At 65.0% G+C, this 18,246-nt stretch carries 13 protein-coding genes; 8 read left to right on the top strand and 5 right to left on the bottom strand.

What is annotated here, in order from left to right; all coding sequences use genetic code 11:
- Together IY145_RS05320 and IY145_RS05315 are read right to left on the bottom strand one after the other, a co-directional pair.
- The gene (locus IY145_RS05320; RefSeq protein WP_196407253.1) at positions 1–732 is read right to left on the bottom strand and encodes an arginyltransferase; all 732 of its coding nucleotides are present in this window, start codon (positions 730–732) and stop codon (positions 1–3) included.
- Positions 733–843: 111 nt separating this feature from the next.
- Entirely contained in the window at positions 844–1,323 is a 480-nt protein-coding gene (locus IY145_RS05315; RefSeq protein ID WP_196407252.1) for an RDD family protein, read from the bottom strand.
- Positions 1,324–1,572: 249 nt separating this feature from the next.
- Here IY145_RS05315 and IY145_RS05310 point away from each other — a divergent pair, with 249 nt between their 5' ends.
- Together IY145_RS05310 and IY145_RS05305 are read left to right on the top strand one after the other, a co-directional pair.
- Entirely contained in the window at positions 1,573–1,833 is a 261-nt protein-coding gene (locus IY145_RS05310; protein WP_196410412.1) for a DUF2312 domain-containing protein, read from the top strand.
- Positions 1,834–1,979: 146 nt separating this feature from the next.
- Positions 1,980–3,617, top strand: a complete 1,638-nt coding sequence (locus IY145_RS05305; protein WP_210332622.1) for an outer membrane beta-barrel protein — start codon at positions 1,980–1,982, stop codon at positions 3,615–3,617.
- Here the strand turns inward: IY145_RS05305 and IY145_RS05300 are convergent.
- Positions 3,589–4,854: an O-antigen ligase family protein gene (locus IY145_RS05300; protein WP_246721792.1), complete on the bottom strand. Its 1,266-nt coding sequence runs from the start codon at positions 4,852–4,854 to the stop codon at positions 3,589–3,591. The genes IY145_RS05305 and IY145_RS05300 overlap by 29 nt on opposite strands.
- A 292-nt stretch (positions 4,855–5,146) precedes the next feature.
- Here IY145_RS05300 and mgtA point away from each other — a divergent pair, with 292 nt between their 5' ends.
- Entirely contained in the window at positions 5,147–7,756 is a 2,610-nt protein-coding gene (gene mgtA, locus IY145_RS05295; RefSeq protein WP_196407249.1) for a magnesium-translocating P-type ATPase, read from the top strand.
- Between the two features lie 90 nt (positions 7,757–7,846).
- Positions 7,847–9,391, top strand: a complete 1,545-nt coding sequence (locus IY145_RS05290) for an AAA family ATPase (RefSeq protein ID WP_196407248.1) — start codon at positions 7,847–7,849, stop codon at positions 9,389–9,391.
- Between the two features lie 84 nt (positions 9,392–9,475).
- On the opposite strand, the gene IY145_RS05285 is transcribed toward IY145_RS05290, so the two are convergent.
- Positions 9,476–10,459, bottom strand: coding sequence for a zinc-dependent alcohol dehydrogenase family protein (locus IY145_RS05285; RefSeq protein ID WP_196410411.1), 984 nt, complete (start codon positions 10,457–10,459; stop codon positions 9,476–9,478).
- An 11-nt stretch (positions 10,460–10,470) separates the two neighbouring features.
- The gene (locus IY145_RS05280) at positions 10,471–10,932 is read right to left on the bottom strand and encodes a GNAT family N-acetyltransferase (RefSeq protein WP_196407247.1); all 462 of its coding nucleotides are present in this window, start codon (positions 10,930–10,932) and stop codon (positions 10,471–10,473) included.
- Between IY145_RS05280 and IY145_RS05275 the strand changes: the two genes are divergently transcribed.
- The 4 genes from IY145_RS05275 (at position 10,931) to clpX (ending at position 18,095) form a co-directional block, all read left to right on the top strand.
- Positions 10,931–11,926, top strand: a complete 996-nt coding sequence (locus tag IY145_RS05275; RefSeq protein WP_246721791.1) for a polysaccharide deacetylase — start codon at positions 10,931–10,933, stop codon at positions 11,924–11,926. The two genes, IY145_RS05280 and IY145_RS05275, sit on opposite strands and share 2 nt — an antisense overlap.
- Positions 11,927–12,372: 446 nt before the next feature.
- Positions 12,373–15,195, top strand: coding sequence for a preprotein translocase subunit SecA (gene secA, locus IY145_RS05270; RefSeq protein ID WP_196407246.1), 2,823 nt, complete (start codon positions 12,373–12,375; stop codon positions 15,193–15,195).
- Positions 15,196–15,290: 95 nt separating this feature from the next.
- Positions 15,291–16,511, top strand: a complete 1,221-nt coding sequence (locus IY145_RS05265) for a 6-phosphofructokinase (RefSeq protein WP_196407245.1) — start codon at positions 15,291–15,293, stop codon at positions 16,509–16,511.
- Positions 16,512–16,832: 321 nt separating this feature from the next.
- Positions 16,833–18,095: an ATP-dependent Clp protease ATP-binding subunit ClpX gene (clpX, locus tag IY145_RS05260; RefSeq protein ID WP_196407244.1), complete on the top strand. Its 1,263-nt coding sequence runs from the start codon at positions 16,833–16,835 to the stop codon at positions 18,093–18,095.
- The last annotated feature ends 151 nt before the right edge of the window (positions 18,096–18,246 follow it).

Genomic DNA, 18,246 nt, shown 5'->3' with positions numbered 1-18,246 from the left:
TCAGCCGACGCGCTTCCAGCCATCCATGCCGAGCCGCTCCTGTGGCAGGAAGCGGGACTTATAGGCCATTTTGCGGGAGCCATCGACCCAATAGCCGAGATAGAGATGCGGGAGGGCGGCGCGGCGCACACGCTCGACATGGTCGAGAATCATGAAGGCGCCGAGCGAGCGCTCTTCCAACGTCGGATCGTAGAAGGAATAGACCATCGACAGGCCGTCGGCGAGATAATCGGTCAGGCAGCAGGCGATCAGCCGGTCCGGCCCGCCATTGGGGCCGGGCAGGCGATACTCGATGAGTCGCGTCTCGACATGGCTGTCCTCGACCATCATCTGATAGTCGACCATGCTCATGTCGGCCATGCCGCCGTCATTGTGCCGCGCTCCCACATAGGCGCGAAACAGCGCATATTGCTCGGTCACGGCATGGGGGCGGCGGGCCTCGGCGAAGAGGTCGGCGTTGCGCCGCGCCACCCGGCGCAAGCCCTTGGATTGCTGAAACTCTTCGACCTTCACGCGCACCGAGACGCAGGCCCGGCAGGTCTCGCAGGCCGGCCGATAGGCGATGGTCTGCGAGCGGCGGAAGCCAGATTGCGTCAAAGTGTCGTTGAGCGCCGGCGCGCGGCGGCCGATGAGATGGGTGAACACCTTGCGCTCGTCGCGCCCGGGCAAATAGGGGCACGGCGCCGGCGAGGTGAGATAGAATTGCGGCGCGTCGCGGGGTTCTCTCGTCACGCTGGTCTCGTCCTGTCGCCGAATTCGATATACCGCACGCTCCGACGCCTTCCAGCGCGGGCAGACCGGGATATTAGAATCGACGCCCGCGGCGCGCCAAGAATTTTTCGCCTAGAGGGCGCGATCGGCGCGCCGCAGGACGATCACATCCGCCAGAATGTCGTGCAGGCAGCGCTTGTCCGGGGTGATGAAGGTGACGAGCAGCAAAGGCGGGAACAGCCAGCTCACATAAAAGAGCACGCCCTGGACGGCCGCATTGAGGAAAGGCGCGGGCTGGCCATCGGCGAGTCGGACCTCGAGGTCCATGGCGCGCATTCCCGGCGTCGCCCGCCGCCAGCCGGAGACGGTGAGGCCGTTGTAGAAAAAGGCCACGAGCGGAAACAGCGGCGGCAGCAGCAGAGCCGACAGGCCGAAGCTCAACACCAGCAGCCCGAGCCACAGCGCCGCCGACAACAGCGCCACGGCGAAGAAATCGAGGCAGACGGCGAGGATGCGGCGGCTGCGCACGCCGGCGAGCGCCTCGCGCGGCGGGAGCGGCGCCGGCCCCGGCGAGACCGGATAGGTGCGGCCGTCGCCGCCGGCTTCGTACATTTTCGTCGTGTCCTCTCTCGTCGATACCGCGGCAGATGTCGGGGGCGTGGGGGCGAGCGTCAAGCTCGGACGGGAGGAAAGCGGGGATTATTTCGTCTCGCGCTTGACGGCGCCGGTCGTGGCTTGGCATGCCTCCCCTCCGCCCTGGATGCGGGCGCCGCGCCAGCCCTCCAGAGCCCCCCAAGGCTCCCAAGCCCCCAACGCCCAGAGGAGAAGGTCATGGCCAGCAACAGGGTCGCCGCCCGAGAGATGGAGGCCAGCGCCGGCGTCGATCCGACCGGCGAGGTGAATGGCGGCCATTTGCGCGCCTTCATCGAACGCATCGAGCGACTCGAGGAGGAGAAGCGCGCCATCGCCGACGACATCAAGGATGTCTACGGCGAGGCCAAGAGCACCGGCTTCGATCCCAAAATCATGCGCAAGATCGTCTCCCTGCGCCGGCAGGACAAGCACAAGCGCGCGGAAGAAGAAGAGATTCTCGATCTCTATATGTCCGCCCTCGGCGAATGACCCACCGGCCTGAGCCTCGACTGGTAAGCCTCCGTTAACCATAACTCCTTAACGCTCGACTCCATCGCGCCTGCTTCGAACAGGGCGTCCGCGCGAGGGAACGAGTGGCTTCCGCCAGGTCTCAGAGCCGCGCTGCGGCAACGACGTTGATCGCTTTGTCGCTGGCTGCGCCGGCGGCGATCGCCCCCCTGCGTCCGGCGCAGGGGCAGACGCTTTCGCCCTCCTCGCTCGACATCACGCCTTTGCGCGATCTGCCGGCCGTGCCGTCCATTCCCGGCATGGAGGCGGCTCCGCCCAGCATCACGCAGCCCATGACGCCGGAGCGACGTGCCGCTCCGGAAATTTCCCCCGGCGCGCCCAATTACGGACTGCCGCGCGTGCGTGCGCGCCTGCCGAGGCCCAATCCGCCGCCGCCGCCCCTGAAGCCGCCGCCGCTCTCGCCGGCGCATCCGCTGCCGCCGCTCGAGGCTTATAAGACCTCGGTCTACGCCAAGGAGAAGATCAGGCGTCAGGCCAAGCTGCGCATGCGCGGCTTTCGCGGCGCGCTGGATCTGCCGGCCGAGCGTCCGCCGCCGCCCAATGTCGCGCTGCCAGCGCAGATCCCGGCGAAGCCCAAACCGCTGGTCGACGCCAATCCCTACGCGCCGCTCGGCCTGGGGGTGGGCTCGCTGCGCCTCTACCCCTACGCCGAGCCGACCTATGGCTATGACACCAACCCCAATCGCGTGACCTCCGGCGTCCAGGGCTCCAAATTCTTCCGCGTCGACGCGGGGCTGCGGCTGCGCTCGGAATGGATGCGCGACGAGATTCAAGGAAATCTGCGGCTCGGCTATGTCGATTATTTCAGCGTCGAAAACGCCGATCGGCCCGATGGCGTCGGCGACGTTTTCTATCGCTGGGATGTCGCGCGCGACACGAAGGTGAAGTTCGAAGGAAAGTTCACGCTCGACTCGCAGCGGCCCGGCGCGCCGGGCCTCGTCACCAGCCTGCCCAATGTCATCGTCGTCAATCGGCCGCTCATCGTCTCGCTCGGGACGGCCGTCGGCGTGACGCAGAGCTTCGGCCGGCTCGACGCGACGATGCGCGGAACCTTCGACCGCTGGATCTATCAGAACGCCAATTACAACGACGGCTCCACGCTCAATCTGATGAGCACGAGCTACAATGATCCAGGGCTCAATCCACGTCTCGCCTATGAGCTCAATCCGTCGATGAAGCCCTATGTCGAGGCGACGATCGACAAACGCACACACGACAGCTGGCTCGATCCTTATGGCTATGCGCGCGACAGCACCGGCGTCTCGGGCCGAATCGGCACGACCTTCAAGATCACCGATCTCGTCAAAGGCGAGGCCTCGGGCGGCTATGCGCAGCGCGATTACGCCGATCCGCGCCTGCCGCGCCTGCGCGGGCCGATCATCGACGCCGCCATCATCTATACGGCGACGCCGCTCACGACCATCACGCTGCGCACTGGCACGACGCTCTCCGAGACCACGCTGCAAGGCGCGGCCGGCGTGCTGTCACGCAATGTCACATTCGATGTGACGCATGCGATGTTCCGCAATTTCACCATCACCGCCACCGGCAGCTATCAGACCAATAATTACCAGGGCGCGGATACGTCCGAGCAGGTCGGCACGGCGGGCGTGAAGCTCGAATATAAGCTCACCCGCTCCATCTCGATCAAAGGCAGCTATTTCTGGCAGCGCCTCGTCAGCTCGACGGCGAACTCCAATTTCACCGCCAATGTCATCATGGGCGGGCTTCGCTTCGAGCCGTAGAGGCGCTCTGCTCGGCCCATTTCACGCGGCCGACCTCGAGGCCCCAGACGGCGCCGAGATAGATGAAGAAATAGCGCCAATGGTCGATGTCGATCTGCAGCGCCTGCAGAAAGAACACGAACATCGCCGACCAGATGAGCTGCCCGTGCCGCAGATAGGGCGAGCGCGTCAGCGACAGGCGGAAGCCGACGAAGGTCGTCGTCAGCACGAGGCCGAGAAAGGCGAAGCCGCCGAGCCAGCCATTGGAGGCGAAGGCGTTGATGTAGCTGTTGTGCGGCTCGAGCCCGAAGGTGAGGCGAAATCGCAGCGGCCCCATGCCGTTGGGCCGCTCGACCAGCATGGGCAGCGAGCGTTTCTGATTGCCGAAGCGGCCCGTCGGGCCTTCGTCATAATCCTGCGTCGCCGAGGCGCGCTTGAAGAAGAACTCGCGCACAGAGGGCTCGGTGAGCGCCGCGCCGACGCCCACCACGACGATTCCGACGACGGCGAGCGCCATGAAGCCGATGCGCATCCGCATCTTGCGCGAATCCGCCGTCACCACGGACATGATCGTCATCAGCGCGATCGACACCACCGCCGCGCCCCAGGAGCCGCGCGAGAAGGAGGTGAACAGCGCCGCGCCGGAGAGCGCGAGGCCGGCGAGCGTCACCGGCCAATAGGCCCAGCGGCCGAGCAGCAGGCGCTGCACGAAATAGAGCACGCCCGGCACCATATAGGAGCCGAGAACATTGGGATCCTTGAACGGCGCCATGGCGCGGCCGTCGAGCGTCATCGTCACGGGATTGCCGAACAGGCCCGCCCAGGAGCCGACCGCTATGGCCGCCGCGAGCACGCAGCTTGCCGCATAGCCGCTCATGCACAGGTCGAAGCGCTTCGACGTGTTCTCCGAGAAGAACAGCATATAGAAGACGCCCGTCGTCGAGATGAACAGCGTATGCGTCATGAACTCGACGGGATCGGGCTCGTTCCAATAGGGAATGAGCGAGATGTAGCCGCCGAGCGCCCACAGCACCAGCAAGACGACGCCCGGCAGAACCGCGCAATGGATCCGCACGCCGCCCAGCACCCAGACGATGAGCGTCAGCAGAATGAGCAGGTCATAGGGCGACGGCTCGATGAACACCACCGAGCCGGAAAAGGCGGTGATCCAGAACAGCGCATTGAGCAGCCGCGGATAGTTCAATATCCAGCGGGGCTGTGGCGCGGCCGTCGCGGCCTCGGTCATCGCTTGTCCCATATCGGAACGATCCAGGAGGTCGCGCGCCTTGGGGCGCGACGCGCGCGAGGTGAGGACGGCGCCTCGAGAATTTGCTAGCCTCGTCATGGTTAAGAAAGCGTGACCTTGGCTTGATAGAGCGCTTTCCGCACGAACGGAATCGTTCGTGCGATCGGAATTCGCTCCAAAAGAGACGACAGCGGTTCCGATCCGATCGGAGCCGCCGGCGAAGCGACATCGCGTCGCCTTGCCGACCCGCGATGAAACAGCTTCGTTTCTTTGGTTCCCCGCCCGAATCGAGAAATTGCAAGAGATGAACCAGCAATTTTCGGCGATCCGCCTCCTGCACGAGAAACGGCTCGACGGCGCGCTGCTGCGCGCGGCAGAGGCCGAGGGCGAGGCGGTTCTCGCCTCCCTGCGCAGCTCCCGCGCGGGGCTGAGCGTGCGCGAGGCGGCGCATCGGCTGCGAAGCGTCGGGCTCAACCGCATCGCTCATGAGCGCCGCCCGAGCCTGATGCGCGAGCTCGCCGGCCGTGCGAAGAATCCACTGAATGCTCTCCTGCTCGCCCTCGCCGTCGCTTCTTACGCGCTCGGCGATCTGCGCGCGTCGGTCGTCATCGCCGCAATGGTCGTGCTGAGCGTCGGCCTCGCCTTCTTCCAGGAGCATCGCTCCAACGAGGCCGCCGCGCGCTTGCAGGCCATGGTGCGCACGCACGCCTCCGTGCGCCGGCCGGGCGCGCATACGGCGGATAATTTCGTCGAGGAGCCGATCGAGCGGCTCGCGCCCGGCGACATCGTGCGCCTCTCCGCGGGAGACATGATCCCCGCCGATCTGCGCCTGCTGGAGGCCAAGGATCTCTTCGTCAATCAATCGGCGCTGACCGGCGAATCCATGCCGGTGGAGAAATTCGCGCATTCGGCCCCGGCGAGCGATCCTTTCGCCGCGCAAAATCTCGCTTTGATGGGCGCGAATGTCGTCAGCGGCTATGCGACGGCTATCGTCGTCGAGACGGGGCGGCGCACATGTCTCGGCGCGCTCGCCGACACAATGGCCGGCGCGCGCGTCGAAACGAGCTTCGACAAGGGGCTGACGCGCTTCACACTGCTGATGGTCTGCTTCATGGCGGTGATGGCGCCGGCTGTGTTCGTCATCAATGGCGTCACCAAGGGCGACTGGCTGGAGGCGCTGCTCTTCGCCGTCTCCGTCGCCGTGGGCCTCACGCCCGAAATGCTGCCGATGATCGTGACGGTCAATCTCGCCAAGGGCGCGATCGCCATCGCCAGCAAGAAAGTGATCGTGAAGCGGCTCAACTCCATCCAGAATTTCGGCGCGATGGATGTGCTCTGCACCGACAAGACCGGCACGCTGACGCAGGACCGCATCATATTGAAGCGCCATCTCGACATATTCGGCGAGGAGTCGGACCGCGTTCTGGAATTCGCCTTTCTCAACAGCCATTTTCAATCGGGCTTGAAGAATCTGCTCGATCGCGCCGTGCTCGACCATCACGAATTGGCGACCGCGCTGCGACCCGATCATGAATTCGAGAAGATCGACGAAATTCCCTTCGACTTCGAGCGACGCCGCCTCTCCGTCGTCGTGCGCCGCGACGACGGCCCGCATCTGCTCATTTGCAAAGGCGCTGTGGAGGAGCTCTTCGCCATTTCGGCGCGCTACGAGACAAAGACCGATTGCGGCGCGCTCGATCCTTCGCATCTCGAGGCGGCGCAGCGCGAGACGGAGGAGCTGAACGCGGATGGTTTCCGCGTCGTCGCCGTCGCCTACAAAGAGCTGCCGCCGGAGCAGACGAGCTTTTCCGTCGCCGACGAGAGCGCGCTGACGCTGCTCGGCTATATCGCCTTTCTCGATCCGCCCAAGGAGAGCGCGGCGCCCGCCATAGCGGCGCTCGCCAAAGCCGGCGTCGCGGTGAAGATATTGACCGGCGACAATGACATCGTCACGCGCAAGATCTGCAAGGATGTGGGGCTCGAGGTCGGGCGCATCGTGCTCGGGTCGCAGATCGAGACGATGAGCGAGGAGGATTTGTCGGCTCTCGCTTCGGAGACGAGCGTTTTCGCCAAGCTCTCGCCGCCGCAGAAGGCGCGCGTCATCGATGCGCTGCATCGCAAGGGCCATGTCGTCGGCTATCTCGGCGACGGCATCAATGACGGGCCGGCGCTGAAGGCGGCCGATGTCGGAATTTCTGTCGACACGGCCGTCGACGTCGCCAAGGAGACGGCCGATATCATCTTGCTCGAGAAAAGCCTCGCCGTGCTCGGCGACGGCGTGCTCGAGGGCCGCAAAGTGTTTGCCAACATCACCAAATATATCAAGATGGGCGCGAGCTCCAACTTCGGCAATATGTTCAGCGTGCTCGGCGCGAGCGTGTTCCTGCCCTTTTTGCCGATGACGCCCATACAGGTGCTCACCAATAATCTGCTCTATGATTTTTCGCAGACGGCGATCCCGACCGACAATGTCGATGCGGAATATCTCGAGCGGCCGCGCCGCTGGGACATAGACAATATCGCCAAATTCGTGCTCTGCGTGGGGCCGATCAGCTCGATCTTCGATTATGCGACTTTCGCGCTGATGATCTACGCTTTCGGCGCTTGGACCGATCCGGCGCTGTTCCAGAGCGGCTGGTTCGTCGAATCGCTGCTGACGCAGACGCTCATCATCCACATCATCCGCACGGCGCGGATTCCCTTCATCGAGAGCCGGGCGAGCAATGCGCTGCTGCTGACGACGTTGGTCGTCTGCGTCATCGGCGCGGCGCTGCCCTTCTCACCGATCGCCGGCGTCTTCGGCTTCACGCCGCTGCCGCCGCTCTATTGGCCGGCGATTTTCTCATTCCTGATCTGCTATAGCGTGCTGGCGCATTTGGTGAAGAGCTGGTTCGTGAGGAAGTGGGGGATGTGATGGAGGCGGGAACTTCGTGTTCTATTCCTTCTCCCACGAGTGGGAGAAGGAATTGCGCGCATTCTGCGAGATTTCGGGAGCCCTCGGATCATGACATTCGGCGCGCAGGACGAGACCGTCCGCTTTCTCATGGCGCAAGGCGAGGACGCACAGACGATCGTCACGCATATCTCGATCGTCGTGTTGACGAAGGAGCGTGTCTATAAGCTCAAGCGCGATGTCGTCTTTCCCTATCTCGATTTTCATACGCCGCAGATTCGCTCGGCGATGTGCGAGCGCGAATATGCGCTCAATCGCCGCACGGCGCCGCAGCTCTATCTCGCCGTGCGCCGCATCACGCGCGAGGACGATGGCGCGCTCACCTTCGACGGCGATGGCGCGCTCGTCGACGCCGTCGTCGAGATGCGGCGCTTCGAGGAGGACAATCTCCTCGACAATCTCGCCGTCGCCGGCCATCTCTCGGCGCCGCTCATAGAGCGGCTCGCCGAGCGCATCGCGCTGTTCCATGATAGCGCGGAAGTGATCGAGGGGCGCGGCGGCGCGTCGGTCATGGCCTCGCTGCTCGATCTCGGCGAGGCGAGCTCGCTCGCCAAATCGACGGTCGTTTCGGCGCAGGAGAGGCGCGTGCTCGCCGATGAGCTGCGGGCGGCGGCGCAAAAGCATGGCGCGCTGCTCGATCGCAGGCGCGATATGGGCAAGGTGCGCCGCTGTCACGGCGATCTCACTTTGCGCAACATCTGCCTCGTCGACGGCGAGCCGACGCCTTTCGATTGCATCGAATTTTCCGACGCGCTGGCGACGATCGATGTTCTCTATGATCTCGCCTTTCTGCTGATGGATATGCGTCGGCGCGGGCTAAATGTGCTCGCCGCTTTCGCACTCAATCGTTATCTCGATCATCGTGACGAGGCGGAGGGGCTGCCGCTGCTGCCCTTCTTCATGGCTCTGCGCGCCGCGATCCGCGCCGATGTCGCAGCCGCGCGCGCGCTGGACGCGGACGCCGATCATGCCGCGCTGAATGAGGAGACGCGTGATTATTTCGATCTCGCTCGCGCGCTGCTGCGGCCCGCGACGCCGCGCATCGTCGCGATCGGCGGGCTCAGCGGCTCCGGCAAGTCCAGTGTCGCGGCGGCTTTGGCTCCGCTCGTCGGCGCCGCGCCCGGCGCGCGAACGCTCAACAGCGATCGATTGCGCAAAAGGCTATTCGGCGTCGCGCCCACATCGCCGCTGCCGCAGGAGGCTTATACGGCGGCCGTTTCCGCACGGGTCTATGAGGCGATACAGAATGAGGCGTCGCGTGTCGCTTCTTTCGGCTGGTGCGTCATCGTCGACGCCGTTTATGCGCGCGAGAGCGAGCGCGATGCGCTCGAAGAGGCGGCGCGGCGCGTGGGCGTTTCTTTCGCGGGATTTTGGCTCGAGGCCGACGGGTCGCTTCGTGTCTCGCGCGTTGGCGCGCGGCGGGGCGACGTGTCGGATGCGACGCAGGAGATCGCGGCGCGGCAGCACAATTACGATCTCGGCGAGATGCGATGGACGCGTATCGACGCATCACGGGAGCTGCGCCTGATTGCAGAGGATATAGCGGCGCGTTCGCCCCCTCCCCAACCCTCCCCCGCTGTGCGGGAGAGGGGGTAGGCCGGGCCCTTCATCGAGTGTTCGCGAAATGCCGATCGTTGGCGTCTCCCTCCGCAATGCGGGGGAGGGCCAGGGAAAGAGCCTTTACGGAATCAGCACCGCCGCGCCTTGAAGCCGACCTTCGCGCAAATCCGCGAGCGCCTCGTTCGCGGCGGCGAGCGGATAGCGCACGACATGCGTGTCGATTCCGACCCGCGGCGCGAGCGCGAGAAATTCGCGCGCGTCCTCGCGCGTGAGATTGGCGACCGAGACGAGCCGGCGCTCCTCCCACAGCAGCGAATAGGGGAAGGCGGGAATGTCGCTCATGTGAATGCCGCCGCAGACGACGATTCCGCCCTTGCGCACCGCTGCGAGCGCGCGCGGAACCAGCGCGCCGACCGGCGCGAAGATGATCGTGGCGTCGAGCTTTTCCGGCGCCGCCTCGTCGGAGCCGCCGGCCCAGACGGCGCCGAGCGAGAGCGCGAATTCGCGCGCCGCGGCGTCGCCCGGCCGCACGAAGGCGAAGATGCGCCGGCCCTGCGCGATCGCGACTTGCGCGACGATATGCGCCGCGGCGCCGAAGCCGTAAATGCCGATGTCGCGCGCGTCGCCGGTCATCTTCAGCGAGCGCCAGCCGATGAGCCCGGCGCAGAGCAGCGGCGCCAGAGTCGCCGCATCGCCATCGGACGGCAGCGGAAAGCAATAGGAGGCGTCGGCGACCGTACGGGTCGCATAGCCGCCGTCGCGCGTGTAGCCGGTGAAGAGCGGATCGTCGCAGAGATTCTCGCGCCCGCTGGCGCAATAGGGGCAGCAGCCGCAAGTATGGCCGAGCCAGGGGACGCCGACGCGCTCTCGAAGAGCGAAGCCCGAGACGCCGGCGCCGATCGCGGCCACGCGGCCGACGATCTCATGGCCGGGGACGATGGGCAGCTTGGGATGCGTGAGCTCGCCGTCGACGACATGGAGATCGGTTCGGCAGACGCCGCAGGCCTCGACCTCGAGCAGCAATTCGCCGGCGCCGGGCTGGGGCAGGGGTCGGCGCTCGGCCTCGAGCGGCGTCCCGGGCCGCCGCAGGACCATGGCGGTCATCTCGGCGGCGCTCATGCGTCGGCGATCCTCTTGGAGAAGAACATGCGGTTGTGGCCGGGCGGAAAATCGGCGATCTCGCCGAAGCGGGTGAAGCCGAACCGCTCGTAGAGCGCCGCGGCGCGGGGGTCGAAACTGTCGATATAGAGACCGAGGCAGGAGCGTGAGCGCGCCTCCGCCTCGGCGCGGCGTAGCAAAGCGGTTCCGAGGCCGATGCCGCGACGCTCCGGCGAGACCCATAAATGCCTTATATAGAGCCAGCGCCAGTGGAAGACGCCGTTGAGGCCGCCGATCAGCGCGCCCTTCTCGTCATGGGCGACGATGGAGAAGGGCGCCTCGTCGCGGGGACGGAAGCGGGCGGCGATCTCGCCGCCGAGCGCCGCCGCGACGGCGGGACTTTCGCGGGCGAGGTCGTGGAAGACGACGGCGAGCGTTTCCGCGGCGGGGGTTGTTTCGGGAGGAGTTTTCTCGGTCATGGGTCATCCCCCGCGAATGAGCGCGCGCCCGCGAAGGGACGCGGCGATTTTATTCTGGGCGCTCGCCGCTCTCGCCGCAATCGCGCCGCGCGCCGAGGCGCGCGAGGCGGCGCGGCGTCTCGCAGATTATCGGCCTGCCTTTCTCGAATGCCATGGACCCGCCGGCGAGACGCGCCTCGCCATCCGCCGCATGAGGCTCGATGGAGAGGCCGTCGCGCTCACGGTCGATCCTGCGACGCTCGAGACGAGCCTCGAGGCCGAGAGTGCCTGGCGCTGCCTGGAAACGACGGAGGCGGCGCAGATGGAGACGCGCTTTCTCCGCGCGCTGCGGCCGCGGCCGGGCGACCCCGACGAGCCGCGCCTCGCCGCCGTGGGGCGCAGCCTCTCGACCAGCGCCGGGCTCGGCCATGGGGCCGGGGCGGGCTCGTTTCTCACCGGCGATCTCTGCCCGAGCCGGAGGCCGCTGGATCGCGAGTTCTTGCGCCGTCTCGCCGATGTCGTTCCGGGCGCGCCGCTGGCGCTCTCGGTCTCCGGCCTATGGCTGGAGCGCCATGGGGCGGATTTCGATTGGCTGATGGATGAGGCTGCGAGCGGGACGTTGCGAATCGCCTGGGTCGGCCATTCCTACAGCCACCCTTATGTTCCCCGCCTCGCCGATGCGCAGAATTATCTCCTGCGGCCGGGAGTCGACATCGACGCCGAGATTTTCCGGGTCGAGCGGCTGCTGATCGAGCGCGGCGCGACGCCCTCGGTGTTTTTCCGTTTCCCCGGCCTCGTCGCCGACGCCCGGCTGATGGAGGAACTGCGACTCCGGCATTTGATCGCGCTGGGGGCGGACGCTTGGCTGGTGCTGTCGCCGCCGCCACGGGACGGCTCGATCGTGCTCGTCCATCCCAATGGCAATGAGCCGGCCGGGCTGCGGCTGTTCTCGAGACTCTTGGAGCAGGGCCGGCTGCCGACGCCGTTCCGGCGGATCGAGGAGGCGCCGGAGTGAGGGATCCGCGATCCCTTCACCCTTCCTCCGCGGGGCAGTGCCTCGGGCAATCGCGACGTCCAGCGCGGCAAGGCGGGCTTCGCGCTCCAGAATGTCCGGGCATCCACGCCAGGACATCGCGACACGCGGGGGCTGCGCGGTTCCGCTCATGTTCTTAGGCTTTCGGAGAGGTCGCGGCGTGGATGGCCGCGACGAGCGCGGCCATGACGCTGCAAACATGCCTGCTCGTCAGCCCGATTCGGAGCCCTGATTTCGCCGCGCCCTTACATTGACAAGGGTTCGGCCGCCTCTTATCTCTCGGCCGTCGCCGCGCCGCAGACGCGAGCGCGAGCGCACGGCCGCGCCCGCCGACCTTTCGAAAAGAAATTGGCAAATCGAAAGGAACATGTGCGAAAAGGCGGCCTCCGCCGGCTCCTCGCCGGAGGCTCATCTAGAAAGGTTTGCGCATGCTCGGCGCTCTCGCCAAGAAGATTTTCGGCTCGGCCAACGACCGCCGGCTCAAGACCTATCAGCCGAAGGTCAAGGCGATCAACGCTTTGGAACCCGAGCTCGCTGTTTTGTCGGATGAGGCGCTGCGCGGGCGCACCGAGGAGTTCCGCGAACAACTCGCGAACGGCGCGCGGCTCGACGATCTGCTGGTCCCGGCCTTCGCCACCGTCCGAGAGGCGGCCAAGCGCGTGCTCGGCCAGAGGCATTTCGACGTGCAGCTCATCGGCGGCATGGTCCTCCACGAGGGCGCCATCGCCGAGATGCGCACCGGCGAGGGCAAGACGCTGGTCGCGACGCTCGCCGTCTATCTCAACGCGTTGGTCGGCCGCGGCGTCCATGTCGTCACCGTCAACGACTATCTCGCCCGCCGCGACGCCGAATGGATGGGCCGGGTCTATCGATTCCTGGGCCTCAGCGTCGGCGTCATCGTCCACGACATATCGGACGAGGAGCGCGCCGACGCCTATCGCTGCGACATCACCTACGGCACCAACAACGAATTCGGCTTCGACTATCTGCGCGACAATATGAAATACGAGCTGGCGCAGATGGTGCAGCGCCCGCATGCCTACGCCATCGTCGACGAAGTGGATTCGATCCTCATCGACGAGGCGCGCACGCCGCTCATCATCTCGGGCCATTCGGACGACAAATCCGATCTTTATAATGCGATCGACAAGCTGCTCCCCAAGCTCGACAAGGAAGACTACGAGCTCGACGAGAAGCAGCGCACCGTCAATCTGACGGAAATCGGCAATGAGCATATGGAAGAGCTGCTGGCCGAGGCCGGCGTGCTCGCCGATGGCGCGCTCTATGAGGCGCAGAACGTCACGCTGGTCCATCATGTGAACCAGGCCTTGCGCGCGCACAAGCTGTTCCAGCGCGACAAGGATTACATCGTCCGTAAGGGCGAGGTCGTCATCATCGACGAATTCACCGGCCGCATGATGCCCGGCCGTCGTTATTCGGAAGGGCTGCATCAGGCGCTCGAGGCCAAGGAGCGGCAGGCCGTCCAGCCGGAGAATGTCACGCTCGCCTCCATCACCTTCCAGAATTATTTCCGCCTCTACGAGAAGCTCGCCGGCATGACCGGCACGGCCTCGACGGAAGCCGACGAGTTCGCCGAGATCTATAAGCTCGACGTCGTCGAGATTCCGACCAATCGCCCGGTGCAGCGCATAGACGAGGACGACGAGGTCTATCGCACCGGCCGCGAGAAGCTCGACGCCATCGCGCGCGAGATCGAGGAGGCGAACGCCAAGATGCAGCCGCTGCTCGTCGGCACGACGTCGATCGAGAAGTCCGAGCAGCTCGCCGAATTCCTGCTCTCCAAGGGCTATAAGCAGATCGACTTCTCCGAGCCGGCCAAGGCGCTCGCCAAGCTCTATGAGGCGGCGCGCAGCGGCCAGCCGTCGCGGCAATTCGCCGTGCTCAACGCGCGCTTCCACGAGCAGGAGGCCTATATCGTCGCCGAGGCGGGCGTGCCGGGCGCGATCACCATCGCCACCAATATGGCCGGTCGCGGCACCGACATTCAGCTCGGCGGCAATATAGAGATGCGCGTCGCGCAGGAATATGCCGGGCTCGAGGGCGCCGCTCGCGAGGCGAAGGAGGCCGAGATTCGCGCCGAGATCGCCGATTTCAAGGAAAAGGCGCTCGCCGCCGGCGGACTCTACATCATCGGCACGGAGCGCCACGAGAGCCGGCGCATCGACAATCAGCTGCGCGGCCGCTCGGGCCGTCAGGGCGATCCCGGCCGCTCGAAATTCTTCCTGTCGCTGCAGGACGATCTCATGCGCATCTTCGGCTCCGAGCGCATGGAGAGCATGCTGGTGAAGCTCGGCCTGCAGGAGGGCGAGGCGATCGTCCATCCCTGGATCAACAAGGCGCTGGAGAAGGCGCAGCACAAGGTCGAGGCGCGCAACTTCGATATCCGCAAGAACATCCTCAAATTCGACAATGTCATGAACGACCAGCGCAAGGTCATCTTCGAGCGCCGGCGCGAGATCATGGCGGAGGAGAGCGTCGAGGAGGCGGTGAACGAGATGCGCGAGGACGTCGTCGTCGAACTCGTCGCCAAGCATATTCCGCATGACGCTTATGCCGAAGCCTGGGACGTCGAAGGCCTTGCCGAGGCGGCGCGCGCGCAGCTCAATCTCGATCTGCCGATCGAGGATTGGGCGAAGGAAGAGGGCATCGCCGACGAGGAGATCAAGGAGCGTCTGCTCACCGCGGCGAACCAGTCCTACGCCGAGCGAGTCGAGCGTAACACGGAGCAGCTCTCGCGCATGATCGAGAAGCAGGTCGTGCTGCAGGCGCTCGATCATCTGTGGCGCGACCATCTCGTCGTGCTCGATCATCTTCGCCAAGTGATCGGCTGGCGCGGCATGGCGCAGCGCGATCCGCTCAACGAATATAAATCCGAGGCGCTGGATCTGTTCCGCAGCCTGATGACGCATTGGGACGAGACGGTCACCTCGCAGCTGATGCGCGTCGAGGTGTCCTTCGAGGCGCCGCCGGCCCCGGCCGAGCTGCCGCCCATGGAATATGTGCATCCGGACCCGAACGCCGCGGGCGGCGGAGAGAGCGCGCTCGCCGATCTCAACGCCCGCCTCGCCGCTGCGGATTTTTCATCCCAGGCGATCGGCGGCGGCGCGGCGGAGGCGGAGGCGGCGCGCGATCCCGCCAATCCCGCGACCTGGGGCAAGGTCGGCCGCAATGAGCCCTGTCCCTGTGGCTCGGGCAAGAAATTCAAGCACTGTCACGGTGCGCTGGTGTGAGCGAATTGCGAGTGGCGAATAGCGAATAGCCGCTACTCGCTATTGGCTATTTCGCTATTCGCGTCGCAATTTTCCGCTGCTACTGGAGCCAATCCGTGTCGAAGATCGATTTCTCCAAAGTCCTCATCGCGCAGGGCGGCGGACCGACCGCCGTCATCAATCAGTCGCTCGTCGGCGCCGTGCTCGAGTCGCGCAAGTTCCGTGCGGTCGAGCGCGTCTATGGCGCCTATCACGGCGTGCGCGGAATCGTGAATGAGAATTTCGTCGATCTGACGCAGGAGACGACTCATAATCTCGAGATGGTCGCCTGCACGCCGTCCTCCGCGCTCGGCTCGACGCGCGACAAGCCCGATCTCAAATATTGCCACGAGATCTTCGAGGTGCTGCGCGCGCATGAGATCGGCTGCTTCTTCTATATAGGCGGGAACGACAGCTCCGACACGGTGCGCATCGTTTCCGAGGAAGCGATCAAGGCCGATTATCCGCTGCGCGTCGTTCACATTCCCAAGACGATCGACAATGATCTGATGATCAATGATCACACGCCGGGCTTTCCCTCCGCGGCGCGCTGGGTCGCGCAGGCCTTCGCCGGCGCCAATCTCGATAATTGGGCGCTGCCCGGCGTCTATATCGCCGTGGTGATGGGCCGCCATGCGGGCTTTCTCACCGCGGCTTCCGCGCTCGGCAAGAAATTCCCGGACGACGGGCCGCATCTCATCTATGTGCCCGAGCGCGCCTTCGACACGGAGCGCTTCCTCGCCGACGTCAAAGCGACGATGGACAAATATGGGCGCTGCGTCGTGGCGGTTTCGGAGGGAATTTCCGACGAGAACCATACGCCGATCGCGGCCAAGCTCGCCGAGCAGGTGGAGAAGGACGCGCATGGCAATGTGCATCTGGGCGGAGGCGCTCTCGCCGACATGCTGACCGAGCTCGTCAAGACCAAGCTCGGCTTGAAGCGCGTGCGGGCCGATACTTTCGGCTATGTGCAGCGCAGCTTCGTCGGCTGCGTCTCCGATGTGGATCAGCGCGAGGCGCGCGAGGTCGGCGAGAAGGCGGTGCAGTTCGCGCTGTGGGGCGATCGCGACGGCTCCGTGACGATTCACCGCACGGGATTCTACTCTGTGGATTATCGGCTCACGCCGCTCGTGGAGGTCGCCGGCAAGACCAAGGTGATGCCGGCCGAGTTTCTGACCGCGGACGGCACGGATGTCACTGACGCCTTCCGGCTTTATCTGCGTCCTCTGCTCGGCTCGGGAATGCCGGATGCGTACAGGCTCCGCTTGAATCCTGTCGCCAAAAAACTGAGAACGTAACGTCTCGAGACTGTCGCACGACCGGCGACGCCTGGGGTCAAGGCCTTGATTTTCAGGAAATTTACTCTTTAGAAGGAGTGGCGCCCGGAAAAGGCGCAGGGCCCCTTCCCAAGGCGCGATTCTTGCTTGATTTATATGCGGGCGTCGTGGTTGCATTGCGGGCCGGGACTTATAGACTGGCATCCGCGGTAGACGCCGGAAGCTGGGGGACGGGGAGAGCGGCGGGCCAAAGCCCGTTTGCACCTTTTGTTAGGCCCTCGCTGATATCGAGTGAGGTTGGTTCGATTCGCCACAGCGGGCCGATCGGTCAGGAGACGAGACATGAGCAAGGTCGGCAGCAGCGATTCGAAGAACACGCTCTACTGCTCATTTTGTGGCAAGAGCCAGCATGAGGTGCGCAAGCTCATCGCTGGTCCGACGGTCTTCATCTGCGACGAATGCGTCGAGCTCTGCATGGACATCATCCGCGAGGAGAACAAGTCCATCGTCAAGCAGCGCGACGGCATTCCGACGCCGCGGGAGATCTGCAAGGTTCTCGATGATTATGTGATCGGCCAGGCGCAGGCCAAGCGCGTGCTGTCGGTCGCCGTGCATAATCACTACAAGCGCCTCAATCACGCCGCCAAGCATGGCGACGTCGAGCTGGCGAAATCCAACATTCTGCTGATCGGCCCGACGGGCGTCGGCAAGACGATGCTGGCTCAGACGCTTGCGCGCATTCTCGACGTGCCCTTCACCATGGCGGACGCGACGACGCTGACCGAGGCGGGCTATGTCGGCGAGGATGTCGAGAACATCATCCTCAAGCTGCTGCAGGCATCCGACTACAATGTCGAGCGCGCGCAGCGCGGCATCGTCTATGTCGACGAGATCGACAAGATCTCGCGCAAATCCGACAATCCGTCGATCACGCGCGATGTGTCGGGCGAGGGCGTGCAGCAGGCGCTGCTGAAGATCATGGAAGGCACCATCGCCTCTGTGCCGCCGCAGGGTGGGCGCAAGCATCCGCAGCAGGAGTTCCTGCAGGTCGACACGACCAATATTCTCTTCATCTGCGGCGGCGCCTTCGCCGGCCTTGAGAAGATCATCTCCTCGCGCGGTCGGGGCACCTCCATCGGCTTCGGCGCCAATGTGCAGGCGCCGGACGAGCGCCGCACCGGCGACATCTTCCGTCATGTGCAGCCCGAGGATCTGCTGAAATTCGGCCTCATCCCCGAATTCGTCGGCCGTCTGCCGGTGATCGCGACGCTCGAGGATCTGGACGAGGAGGCGCTGAAGCGCATCCTCACCGAGCCGAAGAATGCGCTGGTCAAGCAGTATCAGCGGCTGTTCGAGATGGAGAGCACCGAGCTCACCTTCCAGGACGAGGCGCTCTCTTCCGTCGCCCGCAAGGCGATCGAGCGCCACACCGGCGCGCGCGGCCTGCGCTCCATCATGGAGGGCATTCTGCTCGACACCATGTTCGAGCTGCCGGGCCTCGAGGGCGTCGAGCAGGTCGTCATCGGACCCGAGGTTGTCGAGGGCAAGGCGCGCCCGCTCTATATCTACGCCGAGCGTAGCGAAAAGAGCGGCGCCAGCGCCTGACGCTTTTTTGGGCGGGGGAGCGCCAACTCTTTCGCAGCTCCCGCCCAACCTGCCGCATGCGTCTGTTTTTCCAGTATCTTGAATCGTTCTGCCACTAGGCCCATTTGTTGCGTAATCGCCTTCGACGCCGTTCGTGCGTGAGCGGGTCTCT

The sequence above is a fragment of the Methylosinus sp. H3A genome (genome assembly GCF_015709455.1).
GTDB lineage: Bacteria > Pseudomonadota > Alphaproteobacteria > Rhizobiales > Beijerinckiaceae > Methylosinus.
This window is presented reverse-complemented; position numbering and strand designations above follow the sequence as displayed.